Origin of the sequence: Myroides odoratimimus, assembly GCF_038039805.1 — a bacterium.
GTDB lineage: Bacteria > Bacteroidota > Bacteroidia > Flavobacteriales > Flavobacteriaceae > Flavobacterium > Flavobacterium odoratimimum_B.
In genome coordinates this window covers 111,879-138,290 of sequence record NZ_JBBPHK010000006.1, presented here as the reverse complement: position 1 = coordinate 138,290, position 26,412 = coordinate 111,879, and the positions used below count along the sequence as shown (strand labels likewise).

Here is a 26,412-nt window from a genome sequence, read left to right as displayed (position 1 = left end):
TAAGGGGATGATAAGTAATAATTGTTCTAACTAACTCAATTCACTTAATTACTTCTGTTTTTATCTTCGAAATTTGCTTCTTTTATTGCTTTTTTGTTCTTAGAGTTGCCGAATGTATAGGATGCACTTATACTGAATCTACGAGAGTTCCAAGAGTTCTTGAAAGACTGTACATTGTCTTTGTAATAAGAAGTACCATTGCTCTTACCAGTATTGAAGATGTCCTGTATATTCATATTAATATTCAGTTTTTTGTCAAGTAAAGCTAGCTTAGCCCCAAATGAGAGTGAGCTATATGAGCTGTATCTTGTATTGTCTTCTTTATGTGGTATTTGGTGATACCAGTTAAGTAATAGTTTTAAGGTCTTTGCGTTATTCACAGAGAATGTGTTCTGTGAATAGTAATCAAATAAGTTCCCTTTTAACCCTACTTGTGTTGCTTCTTCATTTCTGTAATACGGAGATGACATTATGTATTCTAATCCTGAATTTGTCTCCCACCAGGCTGTTAACGCATTGTTATAAGAGATGTCCATACCATAGTTATCACTGTTAAGCATATTGTATGTAGAACTCATAAATACACCATCTACATACTTATTCATATAATCAAACTGATCAGTCATATGGTAGTAATTAAGATTAACAGATAGTGCACCATTATATACATAACTTAATTCGTAGTTGTTTGTATAAGAAGGATTAAGTTCAGGATTACCTTGATGATATGTATAGCTGTTAGAATAATACTTAAACGGATTTAAGACATTAGAGTATGGTCTATTAATACGCTTAGAGTAATTAAAACTAAATGAATGTGTCTCATTAGGCGTGAATGATACATATGCTGTAGGGAACCACTTACCATAAGACTTTGTGAATTTCTCATTATTATCTACTTGATGACCTTTTGCCTCTGTTTGCTCATAGCGCATTCCACCTTTTACACTCCACTTATCCGTTAGTTGTTTAGTAAAACTTAGGTATGCAGCATAGTTATCTTCAGTGTAGTTAAATCGATTACTCTTTAGAGGATCTAATGTAGTATTGCCATTCTTGATATTGAAATAAGTTACTTGAGCTTTGTTGTCATAAGTAGTATACTTTGCTCCAAACTCTACTTCTGCCCAAGGCAAGTGATAAGTTAAATCCGCATTTAGACTATACACACTGTATTTAAGCGCATTAGTATAGGTATTATATCTTCTAAGTACAGAGCTATTATCAAATTCTTTGATATCAAATGATTGGTCTGGCGAATTAGAGAAATAGTTAGCACCTACCGCTATTTTACTTCCTAATGTATCTAGTTTTTGATCAAAGAATAGATTAGCTGTATGATAGTTATTTTTAGTATAAGATCGGTTTACTGAATTAATAATAGAATCATTTGCTGTAAAAGGATAACTTTTATAAGTAGAAATTGTAAAGGCTCTAGGATCCCCAGAGAATTTAGTATAATTGTATGAACCTCCTATTACAGCATTGTCTGTTAGTTGATAGTTCGTAGTGATGCTCGCTCCTCTATTTTTATAAGAAGATTCATTTAAAGAGTTGTTGCCTAAGTACCTCTTATCATCTTGATAAGTGTTGTCATTGGTGTTAGAATTGTTGCTATTATTGATATTTCCTTTAAGCATTACGCTCCACTTCTTATTTTGATAATTTAAGCTACCATTACTACCCCCAGAATTATAGTTGTTATATGAATAGTTAGAACTCACTGTTCCATATACACCCATACGCTTGTTCTTTTTTAGGATGATATTGATAATACCTGCATTACCACTCGCTTCATGTTTAGCAGAAGGAGTTGTGATTACTTCTATTTTTTCGATATCATCTGATCGCAGTGTACGCAGATAGTTTGTTAGTGCATCCCCTTGTAGTTCTAGCATTCTATCATCTACCATTATACGTACATTGTTTTTATCACTGATACTGATTTTGTCGTTTTGTACTTTGACCATTGGAGTAGTAGCTAGTGCTTCTAGTGCATCCATTCCTTGAGAAGCGATACTATTTGCTGTATTGTACACCAGTCTATCTACTTTTCGTTCTACTAATCTTTTTTCAGCATGCAGAACAATCTCATCTAGTTGTTGCTCATTTTTTACAGAGATGTTTTTCAGATCGACATCACTATGAACTGCTAGTTGTTGTTCATTTACTAATTGACCTAAGTGGAATATCTTAAGTACATAATCTCCTTGGGCAATATCCTCCATACTGAATAGACCTGTTTCGTCAGAGAAACTCTGTTTTACAAAAGTATCATTAGGTCGAAATAGTTGTATCTCTGCATAATCTACAGGTTTGTCAGATTGGTCTAGCACAGTCCCCTTGATAGAAGACTGTGCTAGTATGAATTGACTACATAGAATAGTTAAGAGTAATGTGAATAAATTTTTCATCGTTAGTTAGTTATAGTAGGATGTATTATATTATTTTCTGTTTCTTTCTTCAGCGTTACCACCTTGGTGATCTCTTACTTTAATCTTACTGTTTCCAAATGAATAACTTATACCTAAATTGAAATAACGTTGGTCATAGTAGTTATAGTACTTCTGATTTACATTGTTCGTGTTAGTATGTACAGTTGTAGATCCAGTTTTAAAGATGTCATTTGCATATAGAGAGATGTTTAGTTTCTTATCTAACATTGCATATTTCATCCCAAGATTAAGACCGTATGCTTGGTCTACTTCCCATATACCTGATGTTAAACTCGGTTGGTACCAGAAGTCTACTTGAGCAGTCCATGTCTTAGAAGAATTTAGATAAGCTGTATTATTTGTTGTAAAGTAATATCCACCTCCATCAATCAATTCTAGATTTACATCTTTAGCTAGCTTAGACTCTGAATAGAAGAAGTATAATCCATTCTGAGATTGTAACCAAGGGAATGTATTGAATGTGTAGCTTATACCCGCATTATAGTTTTTAGAGTTAGCGATATTATCTCTTAAGTAGGTTTGGTTATTTGTATTAGGATCTACTATTGGATATTGAGAGAAACTATCTTTTGTATCTGCATAAGACAAGCTAAAGTCTAGTTTACCTTTATAATTATAGTTAAATTCTACTTTATCCGTAAAGGCTGGTTGTAGTTTAGGGTTTCCTACAGCTACACTATATTCAGTTATATACCATTTAAAAGGGTTCAGCTCCCAGAATGCAGGTCTAGAAATACGTCTATTATAGTTAATTGATAGTGTATTGTCCTCATTTACTTTATAAGCTACATATACAGTAGGGAATAGTTTAGTATAATCTTTTTTGTTTTTTAGATTATAAACTACTGATGTTCCTGTAGTTTGAGTAGTCTCTAGTCGCAGGCCTAGCTGTACAGTCCATTGATCATTAAATTCTTTAGCGGCATTTACATATACAGCTTGAGTATTTTCTTTGTACTCAAAGTTGTCTTTTTGTTTTAAGTCTTCTATAGGGGTACCAGATGATAGATTAAAGAAGTTTGTCTTGTTATTTGTAGTTACAAAACTTGCTTTAGCTCCATAAGATAACTTAGCCCATTTTAATGGTTGTTCGAAGTCAATCTTAGCACTGAAGTTTTCTATTTTTTGATTACCCGTAGAGTTCGCTATGAACATGTTGTTAACAGAGTTATCAACACTAGCTGTATTTGTGTTGAAAAGTCTCTCTTTGTTGTTGATATAGTTGAAATAATCAACATCTATTGAATACTTAGTTCCTAGATTATCAATATTATGTGTTAAGTTTATATTAGCTGAGTGAGTGTTATTAACTCCGTCATTTTTAGCATTAGTTTTGATGTATTTCACAGGGTTATTAACAAGGTTATTAACAGTGATAAGACCACCATCGTCAAACTTCGGATCTCCTGTTCCTCCATTGTATTGAGCTCCTATAGATGTTTTATCAGTGATTTGATAATCTATTTGGAAGTTACCTGATAAGTAATCATTATTGTTATAACGCGTACTCTTTCCATTCCATGTTTCTTGTGGGTAGTAGACCGTCGAATTCTCTACCACATTGAAGCCTCCTTTGGTACCAGTTATTCCTGCTTTTAGAGATACTTTATCTTTATTATAGCTAAACACGTCACTAATTCTAAATAAGTTCTTAGTCGATTGTTTATATCCAGCACTGATTTGGTTATTCCACGCATCAGGAAGAGCTTCTTTTAAGACTATGTTGATTAATCCACTATTCCCTTCAGCATCATATTTAGCAGGAGGTGTAGTGATTACTTCTATTTTTTTGATATTGTCAGACGGAATGCTTTTTAGGTATTGTAGTAATTGTTCACCAGTTAGCTGTACTAGTTTATCATTGATCATTACACGTACATTACTTTTACCTACTATAGAGATATTCTCGTTATCTACTTTTAGACTAGGAGTAAGTTTTAATAAATCCACAGCATCGTTATTTGTAGAGTGTACAGAGTTCTCTATATTAAACACAGTTCGGTCTACCTTGCGTTCGAATACCTTCTTAGTTGACTCTACTACGATTTCGTCTAGTTTAGTATCTTGTTGTATGGTTATAGTTCCTAAGTCTACAGACTGGTTTACCTCTATATTTTTGTCATATGCTTTCACTCCGAAACTGTGTATTTGGAATGCGTATGTATTGTTTTCTATATCGTGTATCTCGAAAGTCCCCTGTTCATTGGTGAAAGCAGATTGTACTAAGTTACCTTTTGTATCTAGTAAGTATATTTCTGCAAAGTCCACAGGAGCTTTTTCTGTATTTTGCACAGACCCTTTTAATGTATTTTGTGCATTTACACTTAATGCAGTTAAGAATAAAGCAGTTGAGATAAATAATGCTTTCATTGAGTTTTATAGTTTACTTGTTTTGAAAGTATAATTCTATTTGTGTGCCAATTAATTAAAAACAATGTAAGTTATTGTTATTTAGTTGTTTGTGTTTGTTTTAAAAAAGAGTACTGTTCATTATCGAACAGCTTTTTTCTGAAAATGAACATTTTTTGAACACCAAAGGTCAGTAATGTTCTGTGGAAGTAAAAAAAGTTGTACAGTTGTACGAATCAATAGGTCTATAAACAAAGAAAACTGCTTGGGGAAGCAGTTTTCTTAGGCTAGATTATATGATTAATTAATTTCAAATTGAAGTTTTAATCATTTTGAGCTAGACTGGCTTGTTGTTTATGAAAATTTGTTCTACAAAATTAAGTATATTTTTGATATGTTTTACTTTATATGTAGAAAAGTGGTACTTTTGTTAGATAGATTAGTGTAAAATTAGTGTTTTACGGAGAGTCAGTCTTTAAAAGTAATGCTATGGATATTGAAAGAATCAAAAGTATAAGAAAGAATTCAGGCTATTCGCAAGAGTATGTCGCTGAAAGATTAGGAATTTCGCAAAAAGCATATTCTGATATTGAAAGTGGAAAAACAAAGCTAAAGAATGAGGTATTGTATGAAATTGCTAAGATTTTAGAAATATCTCCTGCAGCTATTTGTCCTATTTCTTGTGAATGTATTTCTAATATAGAAAATAAGCACAATGAGCTTTTAGCCTATTTAGATGCGAAGGGGATAGAGTATCCTGCTAAGTATATCTAGAACTAGATTAAAAAACTTTCGCAGAGACGAGAGTTTTTTGCGAAGAGATAATATAAAAAAAGTCCTTAGAATAGCGTATCTATTTCTAAGGACTTTTTATGTTTTTAAGGGATCGATTATATTGACCAACGCAATAAGCTAGCTCCCCATGAGAACCCTGCTCCAAATGCTGTTAGAAGTACTAAATCTCCTTTTTTAATCTTATCTGTATTTTCCCAGATGCACAATGGGATAGTTGCCGCGATAGTATTACCGTAGTTAGCGATATTGACTAATGTCTTCTCTTCTTGTATCTCTATTTGTTTCCCTACAGCATCGATGATTCTTTTATTTGCCTGATGAGGTACCAGCCAGTTTACATCATCTACTGTAAGGTTATTTCTTTGTAGAACATTTAGACAGGCATCACTCATAGACTGTATAGCCTGCTTGAATACTACTTTACCATCTTGTTTGATATATTTTTTGTCATCGTCCTCTTCTAGATCAGTATTAGGGTATAGTGAGCCTCCACCTTCTATGTTTAAGAATGCTTTTCCTTGGCCATTACTCTGCATTAGCGCATCCATAACACCTACCTCAGTAGAAGGTTCTAACCATACAGCACCTGCACCATCACCAAAAAGGATATTAGTAGAGCGATCATGAATATTGACATAAGCACTGATCTTATCTGCTCCGATTATTACTACGTTTTTATAGCGTTGGCTTTCTACTAGAGATGCTCCTAGGTCTAATGCATATAAAAATCCCGAACAGGCAGCATTGACATCGAATCCCCATACATTCTCTATACCTAACTTTTCGCATACGATATTAGCCGTAGCGGGCATCGGCATATCAGGTGTAGACGTAGCTACTATGATAGCATCTATATCTGTAACACTTTTGTTATAGGTAGTGATTAGATTCTCTATGGCTCTGATAGCCATATCAGAAGTAGCTAGTCCTTTCTCTAGTATTCTTCTCTCTTTTATCCCTGTTCTTTTTGTAATCCATTCATCAGACGTGTCTGTTACCTTAGCTAAGTCCTCATTAGTTCTTTTCTGCTCAGGTACATACCCACCGATAGCTGTGATATTTGCGTATATAGTTTTGTGAGTAGTTGTTTTTATCATATTGTTATGCGTCTTTATTTCAAGTGAGTTAAATCTTCTTAACTCTTGCTATCTTTAGATTTTATGCATCAAATATCGTTATTATTATCATTTTTATAATAGATAATTAAACGGTAATAATTGTCTAAAAGACGTTTTTATACCAAAGGCTTCTAAATAAACTTTATAGATTATTTTTAAAGTCTGTAGGAGATACCCCAGTATGTGTTTTAAAAAACTTACTGAATACTGACAAATCGATAAAGTTCAACTCATTAATAATGTCTGTGATAGATGATTTAGGGTTTCTAAGGAGCACCTTAGCCTCTAAGATTATGGTTTCAGATATGATCTGTTTTGGCGTTTTTTGGAATACCTCTACTATGATTTTTGTAAGGTGCTTTCTACTGATATACATAGATTCTGCATAGAACTGTACACTTCTCTCTTTCTTGAAATGAGTTGATACAAGGTAAATGAATTTTTTTGCCAACTCTTCTCTTCTCATCAGTTTAGTATTGTCTTTTTGTAATACAGTTTTGCTGTAGAAGTTGCCTAGTTCATACATCAGTATAGAGAAGTGGTGTATGATGAGCTGTTTAGCATAGATATTATCCGTGTTATAAGACAGCTGTGTCAGTCTTTTGATATTGTTCTTAAACTCTCTGAACGCTTCTCTAGTCAGAGTTATGATCTTTGGGTATTCAGATGATAAGAAAGAAATCAAACTATGAGATTTGACATGAAACCCCGCTTCTAAGAATAAGTCCGGGTCGATAAAGACCGCTTTTACAGAGAAGTCTTCTGTTAGTCTTTTGATCTCAAAGAATTGATTAGGTAGCACTACTAGTAAGTCGTCTTTCTTAATGATAGTAGGCTCTAGATTAATCGTAATCTCACATCTACCTCCCGTCACTAATATAAGTCCAAAGGTGGTAAACTGATACGGCTTATCAATAACGAAATACTGCTTGTGCTTAGGGCCTATATCTAGTATAGCTAATCTTTTGTCCGTTAGAACATTCTTATAGCGATGCGTTATATCGCTTAGAGAATAGACTTGTATATATGAAGTATCCACGATGAATCGACAGTTTTAATTATTTTCTAAAATTAGCAATTAGATTGTAGATAGAAGTTAATATAGATTAATAAACGAAAGAGCACGCTTTATTATTATTCCTCTATAAAGCAACTACATGTAACCTATTAAAAATCAAAACCTCTGAGAGAATATAATATCTCCCAGAGGTTTCTGCTTGTTGTTATGATGTACTGTTATTTTTTATCTACATGTTTAGCTGTGAACTCATCGATAAAGCCTTCATTGTAGTCATAGTCAGCGGTCATTAGCTCATTATAATCTACTTTTTCTTTTTTAGAGAATCGGCTTCCTATCTTATCGAAGATAGAGTAGATGATAGGTACGATCACTAAGGTTAGAAGTAGAGAGGATAGTAGTCCTCCAATGATTACTACTGCTAGCCCGTTATTCATCTCAGCACCTGCACCATTGGCTAATGCAATAGGCACCATCCCGATCACCATCGCGATAGTCGTCATTAAGATTGGGCGCAGACGCGCATGGTTAGCAGCGATTAATGCATCATGTACACTATCTCCAGCATCTACTCTGTGATTAGCAAAGTCTACTAGTAAGATAGCATTCTTACACACTAACCCGATCAACATGATGATACCTAATATCGTGAAGATATTCAGTGATATATTCGCTATCGCTAATGCTAGTAATGCTCCAATGAATGACAACGGTACAGAGAAGATCACGATAAATGGCTTAGAGAAACTATCATATAGCGCTACCATTACTAAGTACACTAATATAATAGCAGCTAATAAGGCTACTCCTAGTGTACCAAACCCTTCTTCTTGATCCTCCATCGTTCCTGTCCATAAGTATTTAACCCCAGGTTTTATAGTCAGTTGTTCGAACTGCGGTACCCACTCTTCTGCTATTGCACCAGGAGCACGTCCTATCGTTTGGGATTTAATAGTCACAGACGGACTCTTATCTCTACGCTCTAGGATAGAAGGACCAGAACTATACTTAATATCTGCAAACTGAGCTAGCTTTATATCTTGACCTACATTATTCTTAAAGCTGATTTCTTTTACATCATCTATCGTCGTTCTAGCATATTCCTGAAATCTGATATTGATGTCGTACTCATATTCTCCAGCTCTAAATTTTCCATCAGTATTCCCGTTAAACGCAGTTTGCATGGTCATCCCTACTGTGTACATATCTAGACCTAATGCAGCCATTTTATCACGGTTTACCTGTACATTGATCTCAGGGCTACCCGTTTCTGTAGTCAGCTTTGTCTCCATCGTACCCGGTATTTTATCTAATAGCTCTTTCGCTTGTATAGCGAAGTCCATAGCATCGTCTAAGGTAGATCCTGTTACTGTTAAGGCTAGAGGTGCTTCTTCAGCTCCGATTAGTCCTACGGGTACTGTCTTTACTTTTGCGTCAGCGATGTGTGGCGCTAGCTCATTCTTAAGCTGTGCAGCATATACGAATGAGTTTTCCTTACGATCTTTCTTATCTGTTAGGATTACGTGTATCTCAGACTTGTATTTAGTAGCTTGTGCTCCACCATATCCTTCAGAAGATTGACCTACTGTAGTGATCATGTCTACTATCTCAGGTTTAGTGCTTAAGAAGTCTTCTACCTTTTGAGTCACTTTGTTTGTCTGTTGTAATGACGCATCTTTATCTAATTCTAGCTGTACTAAGAATTCTCCTTTATCCGTCTTAGGGAAGAACTCTGCTCCGATATATCCCATCGGTAATAAAGCTATCGATGCAAAGAATGATATCGCTACGATAACAATGACAATGATCGTATTACGAGTAGAGTTTAACGACCACACTAGTAAATTAGAAATCCCGTGTGTGAATGAGTTTAACCCCTTTTCGAATCCATGTATAATCTTGCCAAAGAAGGTAGATGGCTTAATCACTTCGATACGTCCATATCTAGAGAATAACCAAGGTACAATAGTGAATGATACTAATAGCGATAACATAGTCGCTATAATTACTGTCACACAGAATTGTTTAATGATATTCGGTACTAGACCAGATGACATCGCGATCGGTAAGAATACAACTACGATTACTAAAGTAATAGCAGTAACAGTGAACCCAATCTCTTTAGCTCCATCATACGATGCGCGTACTTTGTTTTTTCCCATCTCCATGTGTCGGTGGATATTCTCGATTACCACAATGGCGTCATCCACTAAGATACCTACTACTAAGGATAGGGCTAATAAACTCAGTAAGTTTAGCGTATATCCCAATAAATATATCCCAATAAATGTGGCAATCAAGGATAGTGGGATAGCTACCATCACAATGATCGCGTTTCTCAAACTGTGTAGGAAGAACAACATCACGAATGCCACTAAGACTATCGCTAAAAATAAGTCAAACATTACAGCATTCGCTGCTTCTAATGTGAACTCTGACGAGTCATTCGCTACTTTGATTTGAACGTTATGGTCACTGTAGTTGCGTTCTACTTCTGTGATAGTCTCATGCGTTAGCTCTGATACAGTCACTGCATTGGCGTCTGACTGTTTGATAACTTGCATTAAGATTGTAGACTTTTGATTCAGACGTGCGATCTTTTCGATCTCTTTAATACCGTCCTGTACATCAGCTACATCGCCTAAGCGAATATCTATACCACCCTGAGAAGCAATGACTAGCTTTCTCATTTCCTCTACATCCTTGTATTTTCCTTCTAGACGAATGATGGTTTGTTTGTCATTTGACTTCACATTACCTGTAGGGAAGTCTAAGTTAGACCCTAAGATGATCTGCTGTACCATAGGTACACTAAGTCCATACGCTTCTAGCTTTTTAGGATCTAGTAATACTTGTATCTGTCTTTCTTCTCCTCCGATAAGCTCTACCTTAGCCACTCCATTCACACGAGAGAAGATAGGTTGTATTTTTTTGTCTAATAAGTCATATAGCTCTTTCTCTGTTAAGTCACTCGTGATACTCAGTGTAAGGATAGGTAAGTCACTCAGTGAGTATTTCTGTAGCGAAGGAGGATCTACATCCTTAGGTAAGTCCTTTAGAATGGCGTTGATCTTGCGCTGCGCATCGTTAAGAGATAAATCTACATCAGCAGTAGAGTTTAAGTATATCATCACGGTAGACAAGCTCTCGAATGACATGGCTTCTACTTTCTTTACATTCTCTAGCGAGGCTACAGCATCTTCTATTTTTTTGGTTACCGTATTTTCTATCTCAGAAGGTGAAGCTCCTGGATAGACTGTTGCAACTGTAATTACGTTTACTTCAAACTTAGGAACTAATTCGTAACTCAGATTTTTATAACTAAATAAACCACCTAGCAGTAATGCAATGAACATTACGATAATGATACTAGGACGTTTTATTGATATTTCGGCTATTTTCATAAGTCGATCCTTTGATTTTAGAGGATGTTATTTAATGATTGATACAGGAGCACCTTCTGTTAGGTTGATTTGTCCTGATGTGATAACAGTCTCACCTTCTTTAAGTCCTTCTAGTACTTCTACGAAGTCTCCGAAGTTACGGCCTGCTATTACTTTTTTAGATACTGCTTTTCCTTGTACGATAGTGTACACCTGATTAGAACTAACACTACCTACGAATGCATTACGCGGTACTAATAGGATAGGAGTACCCGCATCTTTCTCTCCATCGAATATCGCTGAGCCATACATACCTGCTCTTAATTTGTTTTCTTGATTATTAGCTATTAATAGATCTACAGGATAGTTTAGTGCAGCGTCAGCTTTAGGGGCAATGAATGTCACTTTACCTTGGAAGGTATCGTTAGGCAATACACTTGCTTTTACAGTAATGATATCTCCTTCTTTTAAATTAGCCACATGGCTCTCATCTACATTCACTCTTAACTTAAGCTGGGCTACATTCACTAGATCAAATAACGGAGCACCTGGTGCCACGAAAGACCCCAGTTCTACGTGTTTCTTATTAATGATACCACTGATAGGTGCTTTAATATTAGCATCGCCAGCCGTGATACGAGCAGACTTCAGGTTAGCCTCTGCATTTTTTAGCATAAGACGTACTTGATCCAACTGTTGTTGAGTCACCCCTCCAGTCTTAAAAGCACTCTCAAATCTGGTTGCATCCGCTTTAGCAGTAGCTAAGGCTGCTTCAGCATTCTGTACCTGTACGTTGATCTGATCGCTATTTACTAGTGCTAATACTTGACCTTTCTGTACACGAGACCCTTCGTCTACTAATAGTTTATGGATACGCCCAGGTGTTTCTGCTGAGATTGTTACCTCTTGTTCTGGCATGAAGTTTCCATTTGCTTTATACGAAGCATCGAATACCTGTAGTTTAGCTTGTTCTGCTCTCACAGTTACCTCTGCACTGCGCTCAGCCACGATAGCAGTTTCGCGGTCATTCTTAGCTTTATTACTTGATAATATATAGACTAGACCTCCTCCTAGAACGACTAGTACTAAGGCGATAATAATTTTTTTCATGATGATGGTTATGTTAGATCTTTAGTACGATTAATCTAATAGTTTCTTTAATTCTCCTTGAGCTTTTATTAATTGGATCTGTGCTAGCTTATAATCTAGCATAGATGTAGTATAGTTATTCTCTGCCTCCGTATATGCATTCTCTGCATTGAGTAAGTCAGTTAGTGAAGCCAGACCATGCTTATAGTTATTCTGGATATTAGACAGGATGCTTTTAGCTAGACCTACATTGTCTTTTTGAATATCTATGGTGATTAGAGCATTCTCAAGGGACTTCTGCGCATTGCTAAAGTCTAGTGATAGTGCCTCTTTCACATCGTGTATTTGTACATCCACTTTCTTTTGTTCGATTTCTACTTGTCTTACCTTAGAGCGTGTAGCGAACCCACTAAACACAGGTATCTTTAGTTGTAAACCTACTGCTGAGGTATTCATCCAATACACTTTATCTGCTGTAGAACCTCCCCAAGGTAGCTTGTCCCCAAGCCCTTGATAAGCGAAGTTTCCGAAGGCTGCTAACGATGGATAATAGTCCGCAACGATAGACTTTCTCTTGTACTCTAGTAGGTCTTTTTGTTTCTCTAATAGGTGTATTTCTGTTCTGTCATCTATTCTATTCTCTGCTAGTATACCACTGTCATCTACTGTAAAAGTTGTGTCTGGCATCGTGATAGGGGTGTTTACATCCATTCCCATAAAGAACTTTAGTGCATTCTCTTGTAAGTCTATCGCATTGACGATTTTTTGTCTTGTAGCTTTGATATTACTAAGACTTACCTTAGTACGGTCTAGGTCTATCTGTGTAGCCAGTCCATTGCTATGCAGGTCTTCTATAATGTTCTTTATTTTCGTAGTACTCTCTATGGTAGTCTCTATCGTTTTCAGCATGGCTTTCGTCTGATATACCTGATAGTATGTACTCGCTACTTTCTCTATAATCTGCTCATCTGTAAGTTCTTTGTTGATGATATAAAACTCTTTAGCAGTACGTGCCGCTTTAAGTCCCATAAAGACAGCTTGGTTAAACAGTACTTGTGACGCTGTAGCAGTGATATTAGAGTTCCACTTTAGATTAAAAGGAATCATCTGTGTCTGTCCACCCATCGTTAGAGGCATCTCCTGTATCTTCACATTGTTCAGTAAGTTCGCCTCTATATCTATACGCGGTAGTGCATTCGCTCTTACTTCTTCTATCTGATACTGGCTATTCTCTATATCTAAGGTAGCTTGCTTAGCCTCAGCTTTGTGCTGTAAGGCATAGTGCAGTGCATCTTTAAGGCTTAGAGGTTCTTGTGCATTTACAATAAAAGTCGCTAATAGTGTAATAAGCGTTATTTTAAATGTCTTCATTATTTATTCTTCTGAGTTAATTCTTTGAATATTTTTAATCCTTTTTCCGTAGCAATACTGCGGATGTGATATTCTAGATGCAGCGCATGTATCTCTAGATGACTGTAATCTGAGTCAGGGAAGTAGTCTAGGTCTTCGATAGCGACTAAGGATGCGATGTGAAATCTAGCCACATAGTCTATATCTATCTCAGAGCGGTATACTCCTTCTTTGATCCCTTTTTCGAGGTTCTGTTCTATAAGGCGAACATATTTCTTCTCATGGAATACCTTTTGCTTCTGTGCTAGTTTAGGATAATACTTCGTCAGCTGATAGAAGCAGGCAGAAGAGTCTATTAAGAATGTCTGATTGATATCATCATGAGCAGCTAAGATTTCTGGTATTGCCTCTCTACCTTCTTTTAGTGTTTGTTCTAATGTGATTAGAAACTTTGCATTGATACTTGCTAATGCTTTCTCTATTAGTTCTGGTTTAGAAGCATAGTGTTGATAGATTGTTTTTTTAGAGATACTCAGTTCAGCTGCGATATCATCCATAGTCACTGTTTTAAAACCTTGACTAAGAAACATTTGGGTTGCTTTTTCTAATATTTGGGTTTCCATGTTCTTAATTATTTGTTGGGCAAATATAGTTTGGAAACTTTAAAACTTAATTAGTTTCTTTGGTGATTAAGGAAACTTTAACGTATTGTTTAGTTTCTTTGTTTTTGTAATATATTGTATATGAGTTATTAAGGTGTTTTTTGTGTAGGAAACTTTTGTTTATAAAAAAGTTTTTTAAGAAAGTGACAAATAGGTTATAGCTATCTTATTTATGATCAATATTGGCTAGTTTAGAAGATAAATTTGAGTTCAGAAGTACAGTAATGCAGTATGCGAGTCAAACTGTTGTTAGTGCTGAGTTGCGTTTTAATTTTTGGTACTGCTCGCATAGTTATCGGATAGTTATCGCATAGTGGTCACATAATTAAAGCTGTTTTTTATGCGATCACTATGCCATCAAGCTGCGATCGTGATGGTAGCAATGCTAATGGGAATAAGGTATGACAGAGTATGTATTTATGATAGCAGAGAGACTAAAATGATTGTAACTATAGGAGCTTAGTTCATGTAATAAGGGATGGTAGATTCATTAGTATGAGATGATTCGGGTGTTAGATGAATACAGTTCGGAAAACAACCTTTTAAGCCTAGTAAATACTGCATATTACCGAATACTATCCGAAGGGTATGATAGTTAATATGTGTTGTGTGTTGATTTTTAGTGAGTTAAGGTTATATGTGCTAGTCATAGTAAGGCAATATATCCATAAGTAGCTATTATCTCCATAATAGACTATTCTAGTGATTTATAGTTAATTGTTAAAATAATATAATTATATTTATAGTTTATAATTTATATGTTTTAATAAATAGGCATTTTTAACTAAAGGATGGTTTTTAGGAATTAAAGATTGTGAAAATAGAGATTAGAGGGTTGTGTAAAATGTGAAAGAAAGTTTAGTGATTAATAGTAGATTCTAATAAAGTATTGTGTTTTAAGGTTGTATAAATGAATGTAGTAGAGGTACTACTAAATTATTGAATAGGGTATGTATAGAGTTTTATTAATAAACATGATCTCATTAGCACTGCTGTTTAGCAGTTGTAAGGATGATGAAGAGCAGGTGATTATTGATACTCCTATAGAAGAGGTGATGGTGGAGACTATCGAGAGTGTGGATGAGACTAGCTCTGGTTGGGAATTAGTAGAATTAACCACAGAAGAGAAAATAGTGAGATTAAGTGCACTATATGCAGGTCAAGAGGTGGAGGTAATTACAGATAGTATACTTGGTGTGATTACTAGATTTAAGAGACAAATGATAGATTTAAATCAAGTATTGGGCGTACCTGATAGACGTTATTTTTTTGATAATCCTGAATTGTTACCAGTATTGACTCCTTATAAAATTAATTATGTCGATGGTACTTCTGCTGATGCAGAAGGAATTTATGTTACTACGAAGCGAATAAGTAGTCATCCAGCGCAAGAGGGCAATAATATACTTACGGATATAGATACAGAACAGGTGACACAGTTAGAAATGAAGATGTGGGATGTGTACGATGAGTCTATGAATATGTTTGGGTATCTAGTGGATAGACCGATACGATCTATTGTATACAAAGGAAAGATCGATATCCTAAAACAGGATACTTATGAGATTAGCAATAGAGAACCACTTGTAAAAACAGAGATGGGTGAAGTAAAGCTGATGAGGTCGGATGATAAGGAAGTCACTTTAGACTTACCTTATAATAGTGATTATTATATCGTGGTCTATGGGATGTCAGAAGAGGGGAAGGTCATAAGAGATGTCTCTAGAACAGGTGAAACAAAAAAAGTGAAGAAAGGTGTACACCACAAAGGGAGAAATCAAGTGTCTATCGTATTTGCTCATCCTATAGATAAGGTTATGATCAGGGTATATAAACGAGCTGGTGCTAGCTCACTTGCTTTTAGTTTTGAACATCGTATAGCACCTGATACAGAAGAAAGATTGATGACGGATAACTAGGCAATAGCTTTAGGTGTTAAGGATATTCTCTTTATACTAAAAGTGGTGTGGTAGATAGAATAACATAATCAACAGATATTAAGAATAGAATTATCATACTGTACAGTGAAGTATGAAGAGGATAAACAGAATGGTATTTTTAGATAAGCATTAGTGATAACCGTTTAAAAAAGGGATATAGATGATTATCTTCGAAAAAAACGCGTATTTTTACACAAAATAATTTAAGTAATGCAATCAATAGTTAAGTATAAAGAGCAGATTTCTGAATTTATAGATTCGATTTCTTTATCAGGTACTCCAAAGGAACTTTACGAACCGATCTCATATATATTATCATTAGGAGGGAAACAAATTCGACCAGTATTGACTTTAATGGCAGCTGATGTTTTTGGTATTGATCCTAAGAAAGCCATTCACGCAGCTACGGCTATCGAATTATTTCACAACTTCTCTTTAATGCATGATGATATCATGGACGATGCACCTCTTAGAAGAGGACATCAGACTGTACATGAGAAATGGAATACCAATACGGCTATCTTGTCAGGAGATGCGATGTTGATATTAGCATATCAGTACTTTGAAAACTATGAGAGCGATACGTTCCGCGATTTAGCAAAACTGTTTAGCAAAACGGCTATTGAGGTATGTGAAGGACAGCAATGGGATATTTGTTTTGAGAATAGAAACGATGTGAGTATTCCGGAGTATATTCAGATGATTAAGTTTAAGACTGCAGTACTAGTAGGGGCAGCCTTAAAGATGGGAGCTATCGTAGCAGGTAGTAGCCAGAAGAATGCGGAGGATATCTATGACTTTGGTATTAACTTAGGGATTGCGTTCCAGTTACAAGATGATTATTTAGACGCATTCGGTGATGCAGCTACATTTGGTAAACAAGTGGGAGGTGATATCTTAGAAAATAAAAAGACATTCTTATACCTAAAAGGAGTAATGAATGCAAATGAATCACAACGTGAGGAATTAGTAAACTATTTCTCTAGTACAGAACAGAATGCAGAGGAGAAAGTAACTCGTGTGAAGGAGTTGTTTATAGAGACAGGGTCTGCTAGTGATTCTAAAAACTTGATCGAGGAGTACACAATTAAAGCATTAGCTATCTTAGACCAAATGGACATTGCGGAAGATAAAAAACAGCAATTGAGAACATTTAGTCATGAACTAATGGATAGAAGAGTATAAACTGACTAGGTCATGATAGAAGAGACTGTACTGTATATAGAACAGAAGGTGGGTGAGTATAATCTACTGGGAGAATTAGTAAAGCAAGTCGAGAAAGATTTTCGTATGACTGTGGACCCTTCTATAGAGATAGTGGCAGATACACCTTCTAAGTTGGTTTATGAAGTTTATAATCAGTTGCATAAAATAGTCACACAGACTTCTGTGTCTAAATTTTCTAGTCTACTGTACAGAATAGATATCGCAGAGGCAGATATCAAGGCTATTAAGAGTGTAGATATAGAGGATTACTTAAAGCAAGTGACTTACTTGATTTTAAAGAGAGAGTATCAAAAGGTGTATATACGAAGTACACTGTAAATATAAAATAGAAGAAGCACCCTTATAAGGTGCTTCTTTTATTTTATATTATAATGATTAGAAGTAAAATCTAACGAAAGGCATATAGGCACTTCCATACACCATGTCTTTTTCTTTATATAAGACATTGTATCGCACACCGATGGTGACAGGTCCGTTACTGTATCCTATACCTAAGAATAGAGCAGTGTTCCAGAAGTTGTCATCTAGTTTTTCTCCTGTGTGATACTTATAGGTGTTATTTACTCTTAGCTGTTCTAGTTCTGCAGAAAGTTGTATTTCTGGTATGGGGTTCGACAGTGCTATTATACTACCTCCATATAGCCAAGAGTTGTATTCCTTTATACTACTATTGTAGTAGCTTCTGTTTTTACTACTGATATAGCTTCCCTGTAGTCCTACACCAGCTGCAAAATAAGGGTTAACTTGGTATAATGCACTTGGAGCAACCATGACATCTGTGTAACCACTTCCGAAGCCAACTCCAAGACCACCACCAAATTTCCACCTTTTGTTAAAATCATAATTTTTGGAGCTATTTCCTTGATCTTGTGCAAGAATGGAAAAGGAGCCACCTAAAAAAAATGATATTGATAAAAAAAACAGTAAATAGTTGATGTTAAATCTTTTCATTTCAATTTTATAAAATAATTATCAGATAAAAATAAGCAAAAGTTTATAGTTTTGTCATAAAGAGTTGTATTTTTGTAGATATAATATTTAAACAAAAGGTCTTTAGACGAAATTATGGATAGATATTCCTTTTTAAATGCGGCACACACTGCATTTTTTGCAGATTTATATGATCAATATTTAGAGAGCCCAGATAGCGTAGAGCCAAGCTGGAGAGCTTTCTTTCAGGGATTTGACTTTGCAAATGAATACAATGGTGGGCCTGTTGAGCAATTATCACAAGCTTATACGTCAAGTAATAGTGTTGGTGTAGATAGTTCAGCGCAGTTAGGGCAACTTCAAAAGGAGTTTGCTGTATTAAAATTAATTGACGCTTACAGAACTTATGGGCATTTATTGACTAAAACAAACCCATTAAGAGACAGAAAAGTAGAGCATCCAGATTTGAGTTTAGAGAAGTTTGGTCTTTCTCAAGCAGATTTGAATGTTAATTTTGAGGCTGCAAAAACAATACAACTACCAACTACTACATTGGGACAAATCATTGCCCAATTAGAGAAAATTTACTGTACTACATTAGGTATTGAATACAAGTACATCACTAATGATGCTGCTGTACAATGGATTCAAAATCACTATGAGGCTACAGAGGCAAAATTTGATAGTGAAGAGAAAAAAGAAATTCTGCACAAGTTAATTGAGGCAGTTTCTTTTGAAAACTTCCTAAACACAAAATATGTTGGACAAAAACGTTTCTCGCTAGAAGGTCTAGAGGCTGCAATACCAGCTATGGACTTTATGATGGACGCTGCTGCTGAAAAAGGAGTAGAGGAGATCGTAGTAGGGATGGCACACCGTGGACGTCTTAATGTATTAGCTAACGTATTCCACAAACCTGCACAAGATATCTTTGCTGAATTTGACGGTAAAGATTATGATGCAGTTGAAGGGTTTGACGGAGATGTTAAGTATCACTTAGGTCTTACTTCTACGCGTAAGACTCGTTCTGGAAAAGAGATTCATGTTAACTTAACTCCTAACCCTTCTCACTTAGAGACAGTAGGAGCAGTTATCGAAGGTATCGCTAGAGCGAAACAAGATACTATCTTTGTAGATCAACCATCTAAAGTATTACCTATCGCTCTTCACGGAGATGCTGCAATCGCTGGACAAGGAATTGTTTATGAAATTGTACAGATGGCTAAACTTAGAGGGTATAAGACAGAGGGTACAATTCACATTGTATTAAACAACCAAGTTGGTTTTACGACTAACTATTCTGATGGTCGTTCTTCTACTTATTCTACAGATGTTGCTAAAGTAACTCAATCTCCTGTATTACACGTTAACGCTGACGATACTGAAGCTGCAGTAAGAGCATTCTTATTCGCTTTAGATTACCGTATGCAGTTTGGTACAGATGTATTTATTGACTTAGTTGGATACCGTAAATACGGACATAACGAGGGAGATGAACCAAAGTTCACTCAACCAATCTTGTACAAGCTAATCTCTAAACACCCTAACTCTCGTAATATCTATAACGCTAGATTATTAGAGGATAAGGTGGTAGATGATGCTTTCGTAAAATCTTTAGAGCAACAATATAAAGATGCTTTAGAACAAGAGTTAAGCACTTCTCGTGAAAAAGAATTTGCTAAGGTTAGAACATTTATGGAAGAGAACTGGGATGGATTCCACATCGCAGGTCGTGACAAAATGGTAGCTGACTATGACACTAAAGTTTCTAAAGAGAAATTGACTGCTATAGCTGAAGTTATTACAGCATTGCCAAGTGATAAGAAATTCATCAATAAGGTGACAAGACTTATCGGAGATAGAAAAGCAATGTTCTTCGAGAAAGATGCTTTAGACTGGGCTATGGGTGAGTTATTAGCGTATGGTACATTATTGACAGAGGGATACGATGTGCGTATGTCAGGTCAAGATGTAGAGCGTGGTACATTCTCACACAGACATGCTGTAGTGAAAACAGAAGATACAGAAGAGTCAATCATCTTATTAAACCAATTAAAAGAGCAAAATGGTCAAATGAGAATATTCAACTCTCTATTGGCTGAGTACGCTGTTTTAGGTTTTGAGTATGGTTATGCATTGACTAATCCTAATACATTAACTATCTGGGAAGCACAGTTCGGGGATTTCTCTAACGGAGCTCAGATTATGATGGATCAATATATCTCTGCTGCTGAAGATAAATGGAGTAACCAGAACGGTATCGTGATGTTATTACCTCACGGATATGAGAATCAAGGTGCTGAACACTCTTCTGCTAGATTAGAGCGTTACTTACAGTTATGTGCTGAAAGTAATATGTTCGTAACGAATGTAACTACTCCAGCTAACTTCTTCCACTTAATGAGAAGACAAATGATCACTGACTTCAGAAAGCCATTAATCAATATGTCTCCTAAGAGTTTATTAAGACACCCAGCTGCGGTATCTTCTATCAGTGACTTTACAGATGGTAAATTCCAATACGTGATAGACGATGCTAATGTAAATGCTGCAGATGTAAAATCAGTAGTATTGTGTAGTGGTAAGTTCTACTACGACTTAGTAGCTAAGCGTGAAGAATTAGGTAGAAAGGATATTGCATTTGTTCGTATCGAACAATTATTCCCATTGCCAATCGAACAAATAGCTGAAGTATTAGCGAAGTATACTAATGCAGACGATTTCGTATGGGGTCAAGAAGAGCCACGTAACATGGGTGCTTATGGACATATGTTAATGAACTTTGACTTGAAACCATTGCGTTATGCAGGTAACCAAGCATTCAGTGCGCCAGCTTCAGGAAGTTCTGTACGTTCTAAAAAACGTTATGCAGAAGCTATCGCAAAAGTGTTCGACAAGAATTTATAATAGAAAAAAACGTATTTTTACATAACAATATTTAATTAAAGCATATACAGATGAGCATCTTAGAAATGAAAGTTCCTTCGCCAGGTGAATCAATTACTGAAGTTGAAATCGCTACATGGTTAGTAAAAGATGGAGATTACGTTGAAAAAGACCAAGCTATTGCTGAAGTAGATTCAGATAAAGCAACTTTAGAATTACCAGCTGAAGAAAGTGGTATTATCACTTTAAAAGCAGAAGAAGGTGACGCTGTTGCTGTAGGGCAAGTAGTTTGTTTAATCGATATGAGTGCTGCAAAACCTGCAGGAGGTGCTTCTACAGAAGCTAAACCAGCTCAAGAGGCTCCTAAAGCAGAAGCTCCTAAAGCTGAACCTGTGCAAGCTGCAGCTACTACTTATGCTACTGGAAGTGCATCTCCAGCTGCTAAGAAAATTTTAGAAGAGAAAAGCATCAATCCTGCTACTGTAACTGGTACTGGTAAAGATGGTAGAATCACTAAAGAAGATGCAGTAAACGCAAAAGCTTCTATGGGTACGCCAACTGGTGGACCAAGAGGAGAAGAGCGCAAAAAAATGTCTATGTTGCGTCGTAAGGTAGCTGAGCGTCTAGTAGAGGCTAAAAACACGACTGCTATGTTAACTACTTTCAACGAAGTTAACTTAACTAACGTAAACAAATTAAGAGCTGAGTATAAAGATGCTTTCAAAGCTAAGCACGGTGTAGGATTAGGATTTATGTCTTTCTTCACTAAAGCGGTTACTCGTGCTCTAGAATTATATCCAGACGTGAACTCTATGATCGATGGTCAAGACCAAATCAAGTTTGACTTCGCTGATATCTCTATCGCTGTATCAGGACCAAAAGGTCTAATGGTACCAGTAGTGAGAAATGCTGAGTTATTATCTTTCCGTGGTGTTGAGGCTGAAATCAAGCGTTTAGCTATCAGAGCTCGTGATGGACAAATCACTGTAGATGAGATGACAGGTGGTACATTCACTATTACTAATGGTGGTGTATTCGGATCTATGTTATCTACTCCAATTATCAACCCTCCACAGTCTGCTATCTTAGGTATGCACAATATCATTGAGCGTCCTATCGCTGTAGATGGAAAAGTTGAGATTCACCCAATGATGTATGTAGCGTTATCTTATGACCACAGAATCATCGACGGACGTGAGTCAGTAGGTTTCTTAGTAGCTATTAAAGAAGCTTTAGAGAACCCAACAGAATTATTATTAGGTAATAATCCTAAAAAAGCTTTCGAACTTTAGTAGTTAGAAACTTTTTGAAATATATAAAACGGCAACTATTTATAGTTGCCGTTTTTTTTATGTTATATATTCCACATAGCGGAACTTTTTGTGCTAAATAATTAAGCTGTATTTCGCAATATTTAGTCTATTGGTTTGCTGCCTTAATAGGGGGTCTTATCCCTTAGTGCTAGTAGGGTAGGGCTATTTAAAGTACTCATATTGTTTTTTGTAAAGTATTGTAAATTAGGTTTTTGTGTAAGTTGTTGATTGTTAGTAATTGTTAATAACTTGTACCATTTGTGAATAAGTAGCTTGTACACTAATTTTTTATAGAGCAAAAAAAGCATCATATTTGTAAAAGAGAGGAGGAGTACTCTCGTGATATTTTAATCTTTTATATTCAATATAGTATGGCTGTTCAAGAACCAATTTTAACTGAAAACAAAAATAGATTCGTAATATTTCCTATCAAACATCATGATATTTGGGATTGGTATAAGAAGATGGAAGCTAGCTTTTGGACAGCAGAAGAGATTGATTTACATCAAGATTTATCTGATTGGAACAATAAGCTAAATGAAGATGAACGTTATTTTATCAAGCATATCCTTGCTTTTTTCGCTGCTTCTGATGGTATTGTAAACGAAAACCTAGCAGAGAATTTTGTAAATGAAGTGCAATACGCTGAGGCAAAGTTCTTCTATGGATTCCAGATAATGATGGAGAACATCCACAGTGAGACTTATTCTCTGCTTATCGATACGTATGTGAAGAATGAGGAAGAAAAAGATAAGTTGTTTAGAGCTATTGAGGTGTTCCCTGCTATTATGAAAAAGGCAGAATGGGCACTGAAGTGGATAGAGTCTGACTCATTTGCAGAGCGTTTAATCGCTTTTGCTGCTGTAGAAGGTATCTTCTTCTCAGGAGCGTTCTGTTCGATCTTCTGGTTAAAGAAAAGAGGGCTTATGCCTGGTCTTACTTTCTCAAATGAATTAATATCTAGAGATGAGGGAGTACACTGTGACTTCGCAGTACACTTACATAACCATCACTTGATTAATAAAGTTCCTAAAGAACGTATTAGAGAGATTTTAGTAGATGCTTTAAATATAGAGAGAGAATTCATTACAGAGTCTCTACCTGTTAGCTTGATCGGTATGAATGCTACTTTAATGACTCAATATTTAGAGTTCGTCACAGATAGATTGTTAGTAGAATTAGGATGTGAGAAAGAATATAATGTAGGAAACCCTTTTGACTTTATGGATATGATCTCTTTACAAGGGAAGACAAATTTCTTCGAAAAGCGTGTGTCTGAATACCAAAAGGCAGGAGTGATTTCTAAAGAAGAAGGAGGTAATAAGATTAGCTTCGACGCAGATTTTTAATTGTTAACTTAAAAAAGGAAAAAGAGTAGATGTACGTAATAAAAAGAGATGGAAGAAGAGAGCCTGTAAGTTTTGACAAGATTACAGACCGAATTAGAATATTGTGTTATGAGCTAAATGAGTTTGTAGATCCGGTAAAGGTAGCGATGAGAGTTATCGAAGGATTATATGATGGAGTAGCTACTTCTGAGTTAGATAATCTAGCAGCAGAGACAGCGGCTTCTATGACGGTTACACATCCAGACTATGCACTGTTAGCAGCTAGAATAGCTGTGTCTAACTTACATAAGAATACAAAAAAAGTCTTCTCGGAAACAGTAGAAGATTTATATAGATATGTCAATCCTCGTACTGGACAGGAAGCTCCACTTATAGCTGATGATGTGTATGAGGTGATAAAAAAGCACAGTGAGAGATTAGATTCTACTATTATCTATCAACGTGATTTTAACTATGATTATTTTGGTTTTAAGACTTTAGAGCGATCGTATTTATTGCGTTTGAACGGTAAGATTGTAGAGCGTCCTCAGCATATGCTGATGCGTGTGGCAGTGGGGATACACTTAGATGATATTGATTCTGTTATAGAGACATACGAACTGATGTCTAAGAAGTATTTTACACACGCTACACCGACGTTATTCAATTCTGGAACACCTAAACCTCAGATGTCTTCTTGTTTCTTATTGACGATGAAAGATGATAGTATTGAGGGAATATACGATACACTAAAGCAAACAGCTAAGATTTCTCAATCAGCTGGTGGTATAGGTCTTTCTATTCACAATGTACGTGCAACAGGATCTTATATCAGAGGGACGAATGGGACTTCTAATGGTATTGTGCCTATGCTGCGTGTATATAATGATACCGCTAGATATGTAGACCAAGGTGGAGGTAAGCGCAAAGGTAGCTTTGCTATTTACCTAGAGCCATGGCACGCAGATGTATTTGACTTTATCGAATTGAGAAAGAACCACGGTAAAGAAGAAATGCGTGCGCGTGATTTGTTCCTTGCTTTATGGATCAATGATTTATTCATGCAACGTGTAGAAGCTGATGATAAATGGACTCTAATGTGTCCTAATGAATGTCCAGGTCTATGTGATGTTTATGGAGAAGAGTTTGAGCAACTTTATCTGAAGTATGAGAATGAGGGTAAAGGACGCCGTACTATAAAAGCAAGAGAGTTATGGGAGGCTGTATTAGAAGCTCAAATAGAGACAGGTACACCTTATATGTTATATAAAGATGCTGCTAATGCAAAGTCAAATCAGAAGAACCTAGGTGTAATTAGATCATCTAATTTATGTACTGAGATTATGGAGTACACTTCTCTTGATGAAGTAGCAGTATGTAATCTAGCGTCTATCTCATTGCCAATGTTTGTAGAGGATGGTCAATTTAATCATCAGTTTTTATTTGATGTAACGAAGCGTATTACGCGTAACTTGAATCGTGTAATCGATAGAAACTACTATCCTGTAGAAGAGGCGTATAATTCTAATATGCGTCATAGACCTGTAGGGCTTGGAGTACAAGGATTAGCAGATGCATTTATCATGATGAGAATGCCATTTACTAGTCCAGAAGCAAAGCAATTGAATCAAGAGATATTCGAAACGATATACTTCGCTGCTTTAACTGCCTCTATGGAGATGGCTAAAGAAGAAGGAGCTTATTCTACATTTGAAGGCTCGCCTATTTCTAAAGGAGAGTTCCAGTACAATATGTGGGGTGTGAAAGATGAAGAATTAAGTGGAAGATGGGATTGGGCTTCTTTGAGAAAAGAAGTGATGGCTAATGGAGTGAGAAACTCTTTACTATTAGCTCCAATGCCTACAGCATCTACTTCTCAAATCTTAGGAAATAATGAGGCATTCGAACCTTATACATCGAATATTTATACTAGACGTGTGTTATCAGGTGAGTTTATTGTTGTTAATAAACATTTATTGAAAGACCTTGTAGAGTTAGGGCTTTGGAATGAAGATTTAAAACAAGAGATCATGCGTGCGAATGGTTCTATTCAGCATATTGATTTTATACCTGCTGATATTAGAGAATTGTATAAAACAGTATGGGAACTTAGTATGAAAGATATCATTGATATGTCTCGTCAACGCGGATATTTTATCGATCAGTCTCAATCTCTAAACTTGTTTATGGAAGGAGCAAACTATGCTAAGTTAACTTCTATGCACTTCTATGCTTGGAAGTCAGGCTTAAAGACAGGAATGTATTACTTGCGTACGAAGTCTGCTGTAGATGCGATTAAGTTTACTTTAAATAACGAGAAGAAAGTTAATCCAAATGCAATAGAAGAAGTAGAGCAGGTGTCTGTAGAAGACTATCAAGCGATGTTGAGAAGAGCAAAAGAAGCTTCTATGAATGATGAAGATTGTGAAATGTGTGGTTCTTAATTGAATATAAAGCACTATAAAATATAAAGGTAGCCTCATTATGGCTACCTTTTTTTGTTGTTCAATTCTCTTAAGTTGATAAATTGACAATTAGTATTGTATCTTTGCACCATTAACAATTATA

18 protein-coding genes are annotated in these 26,412 nt (G+C 35.8%); 9 read left to right on the top strand and 9 right to left on the bottom strand.

The window, feature by feature from the left end; all coding sequences use genetic code 11:
* Positions 1–44: 44 nt before the first annotated feature.
* Complete coding sequence (locus tag AABL85_RS07280; RefSeq protein ID WP_341309647.1) at positions 45–2,414, bottom strand: outer membrane beta-barrel family protein; 2,370 nt, start codon at positions 2,412–2,414, stop codon at positions 45–47.
* 30 nt (positions 2,415–2,444) lie between these two features.
* Positions 2,445–4,826, bottom strand: a complete 2,382-nt coding sequence (locus AABL85_RS07275; RefSeq protein WP_341309646.1) for an outer membrane beta-barrel family protein — start codon at positions 4,824–4,826, stop codon at positions 2,445–2,447.
* A gap of 468 nt (positions 4,827–5,294) precedes the next feature.
* Between AABL85_RS07275 and AABL85_RS07270 the strand changes: the two genes are divergently transcribed.
* Positions 5,295–5,579, top strand: coding sequence for a helix-turn-helix domain-containing protein (locus AABL85_RS07270; RefSeq protein ID WP_006262765.1), 285 nt, complete (start codon positions 5,295–5,297; stop codon positions 5,577–5,579).
* A 116-nt stretch (positions 5,580–5,695) separates the two neighbouring features.
* Here the strand turns inward: AABL85_RS07270 and AABL85_RS07265 are convergent, their stop codons facing one another.
* The 6 genes from AABL85_RS07265 to AABL85_RS07240 all read right to left on the bottom strand — a co-directional run bounded on the left by AABL85_RS07265 (position 5,696) and on the right by AABL85_RS07240 (position 14,181).
* Positions 5,696–6,697, bottom strand: a complete 1,002-nt coding sequence (locus tag AABL85_RS07265; protein ID WP_286413429.1) for a beta-ketoacyl-ACP synthase III — start codon at positions 6,695–6,697, stop codon at positions 5,696–5,698.
* A gap of 163 nt (positions 6,698–6,860) precedes the next feature.
* Positions 6,861–7,757, bottom strand: coding sequence for an AraC family transcriptional regulator (locus tag AABL85_RS07260; protein WP_341309645.1), 897 nt, complete (start codon positions 7,755–7,757; stop codon positions 6,861–6,863).
* A gap of 197 nt (positions 7,758–7,954) precedes the next feature.
* A complete protein-coding gene (locus tag AABL85_RS07255; RefSeq protein WP_286413431.1) occupies positions 7,955–11,140 on the bottom strand; it encodes an efflux RND transporter permease subunit in 3,186 nt (1,061 codons plus the stop codon).
* 27 nt (positions 11,141–11,167) lie between these two features.
* Entirely contained in the window at positions 11,168–12,229 is a 1,062-nt protein-coding gene (locus tag AABL85_RS07250) for an efflux RND transporter periplasmic adaptor subunit (RefSeq protein WP_341309644.1), read from the bottom strand.
* Positions 12,230–12,259: 30 nt separating this feature from the next.
* Positions 12,260–13,579: a TolC family protein gene (locus AABL85_RS07245; protein ID WP_341309643.1), complete on the bottom strand. Its 1,320-nt coding sequence runs from the start codon at positions 13,577–13,579 to the stop codon at positions 12,260–12,262.
* Entirely contained in the window at positions 13,579–14,181 is a 603-nt protein-coding gene (locus tag AABL85_RS07240) for a TetR/AcrR family transcriptional regulator (RefSeq protein WP_341309642.1), read from the bottom strand. Before AABL85_RS07240 ends, AABL85_RS07245 begins: the two co-directional genes overlap by 1 nt.
* Positions 14,182–14,560: 379 nt before the next feature.
* Here AABL85_RS07240 and AABL85_RS07235 point away from each other — a divergent pair, with 379 nt between their 5' ends.
* The 4 genes from AABL85_RS07235 (at position 14,561) to AABL85_RS07220 (ending at position 17,705) form a co-directional block, all read left to right on the top strand.
* On the top strand, positions 14,561–14,683 hold the full coding sequence (locus tag AABL85_RS07235; protein WP_341309641.1) for a hypothetical protein: 123 nt from the start codon (positions 14,561–14,563) through the stop codon (positions 14,681–14,683).
* Positions 14,684–15,170: 487 nt separating this feature from the next.
* Positions 15,171–16,139, top strand: coding sequence for a hypothetical protein (locus AABL85_RS07230; protein WP_341309640.1), 969 nt, complete (start codon positions 15,171–15,173; stop codon positions 16,137–16,139).
* Positions 16,140–16,370: 231 nt separating this feature from the next.
* A complete protein-coding gene (locus AABL85_RS07225) occupies positions 16,371–17,345 on the top strand; it encodes a polyprenyl synthetase family protein (protein ID WP_006266276.1) in 975 nt (324 codons plus the stop codon).
* 12 nt (positions 17,346–17,357) lie between these two features.
* Positions 17,358–17,705: a hypothetical protein gene (locus tag AABL85_RS07220; RefSeq protein WP_341309639.1), complete on the top strand. Its 348-nt coding sequence runs from the start codon at positions 17,358–17,360 to the stop codon at positions 17,703–17,705.
* Positions 17,706–17,762: 57 nt separating this feature from the next.
* On the opposite strand, the gene AABL85_RS07215 is transcribed toward AABL85_RS07220, so the two are convergent.
* Complete coding sequence (locus tag AABL85_RS07215; protein WP_286413438.1) at positions 17,763–18,338, bottom strand: hypothetical protein; 576 nt, start codon at positions 18,336–18,338, stop codon at positions 17,763–17,765.
* Between the two features lie 114 nt (positions 18,339–18,452).
* On the opposite strand from AABL85_RS07215, the gene AABL85_RS07210 reads away from it, so the two are divergent.
* The 4 genes from AABL85_RS07210 to AABL85_RS07195 all read left to right on the top strand — a co-directional run bounded on the left by AABL85_RS07210 (position 18,453) and on the right by AABL85_RS07195 (position 26,288).
* Positions 18,453–21,224, top strand: coding sequence for a 2-oxoglutarate dehydrogenase E1 component (locus tag AABL85_RS07210; protein ID WP_286413439.1), 2,772 nt, complete (start codon positions 18,453–18,455; stop codon positions 21,222–21,224).
* Between the two features lie 50 nt (positions 21,225–21,274).
* A complete protein-coding gene (gene odhB / locus AABL85_RS07205) occupies positions 21,275–22,495 on the top strand; it encodes a 2-oxoglutarate dehydrogenase complex dihydrolipoyllysine-residue succinyltransferase (RefSeq protein ID WP_286413440.1) in 1,221 nt (406 codons plus the stop codon).
* A 392-nt stretch (positions 22,496–22,887) separates the two neighbouring features.
* Entirely contained in the window at positions 22,888–23,865 is a 978-nt protein-coding gene (locus tag AABL85_RS07200) for a ribonucleotide-diphosphate reductase subunit beta (RefSeq protein WP_286413441.1), read from the top strand.
* A 29-nt stretch (positions 23,866–23,894) separates the two neighbouring features.
* Positions 23,895–26,288, top strand: a complete 2,394-nt coding sequence (locus AABL85_RS07195) for a ribonucleoside-diphosphate reductase subunit alpha (protein ID WP_341309638.1) — start codon at positions 23,895–23,897, stop codon at positions 26,286–26,288.
* Positions 26,289–26,412: the final 124 nt, after the last annotated feature.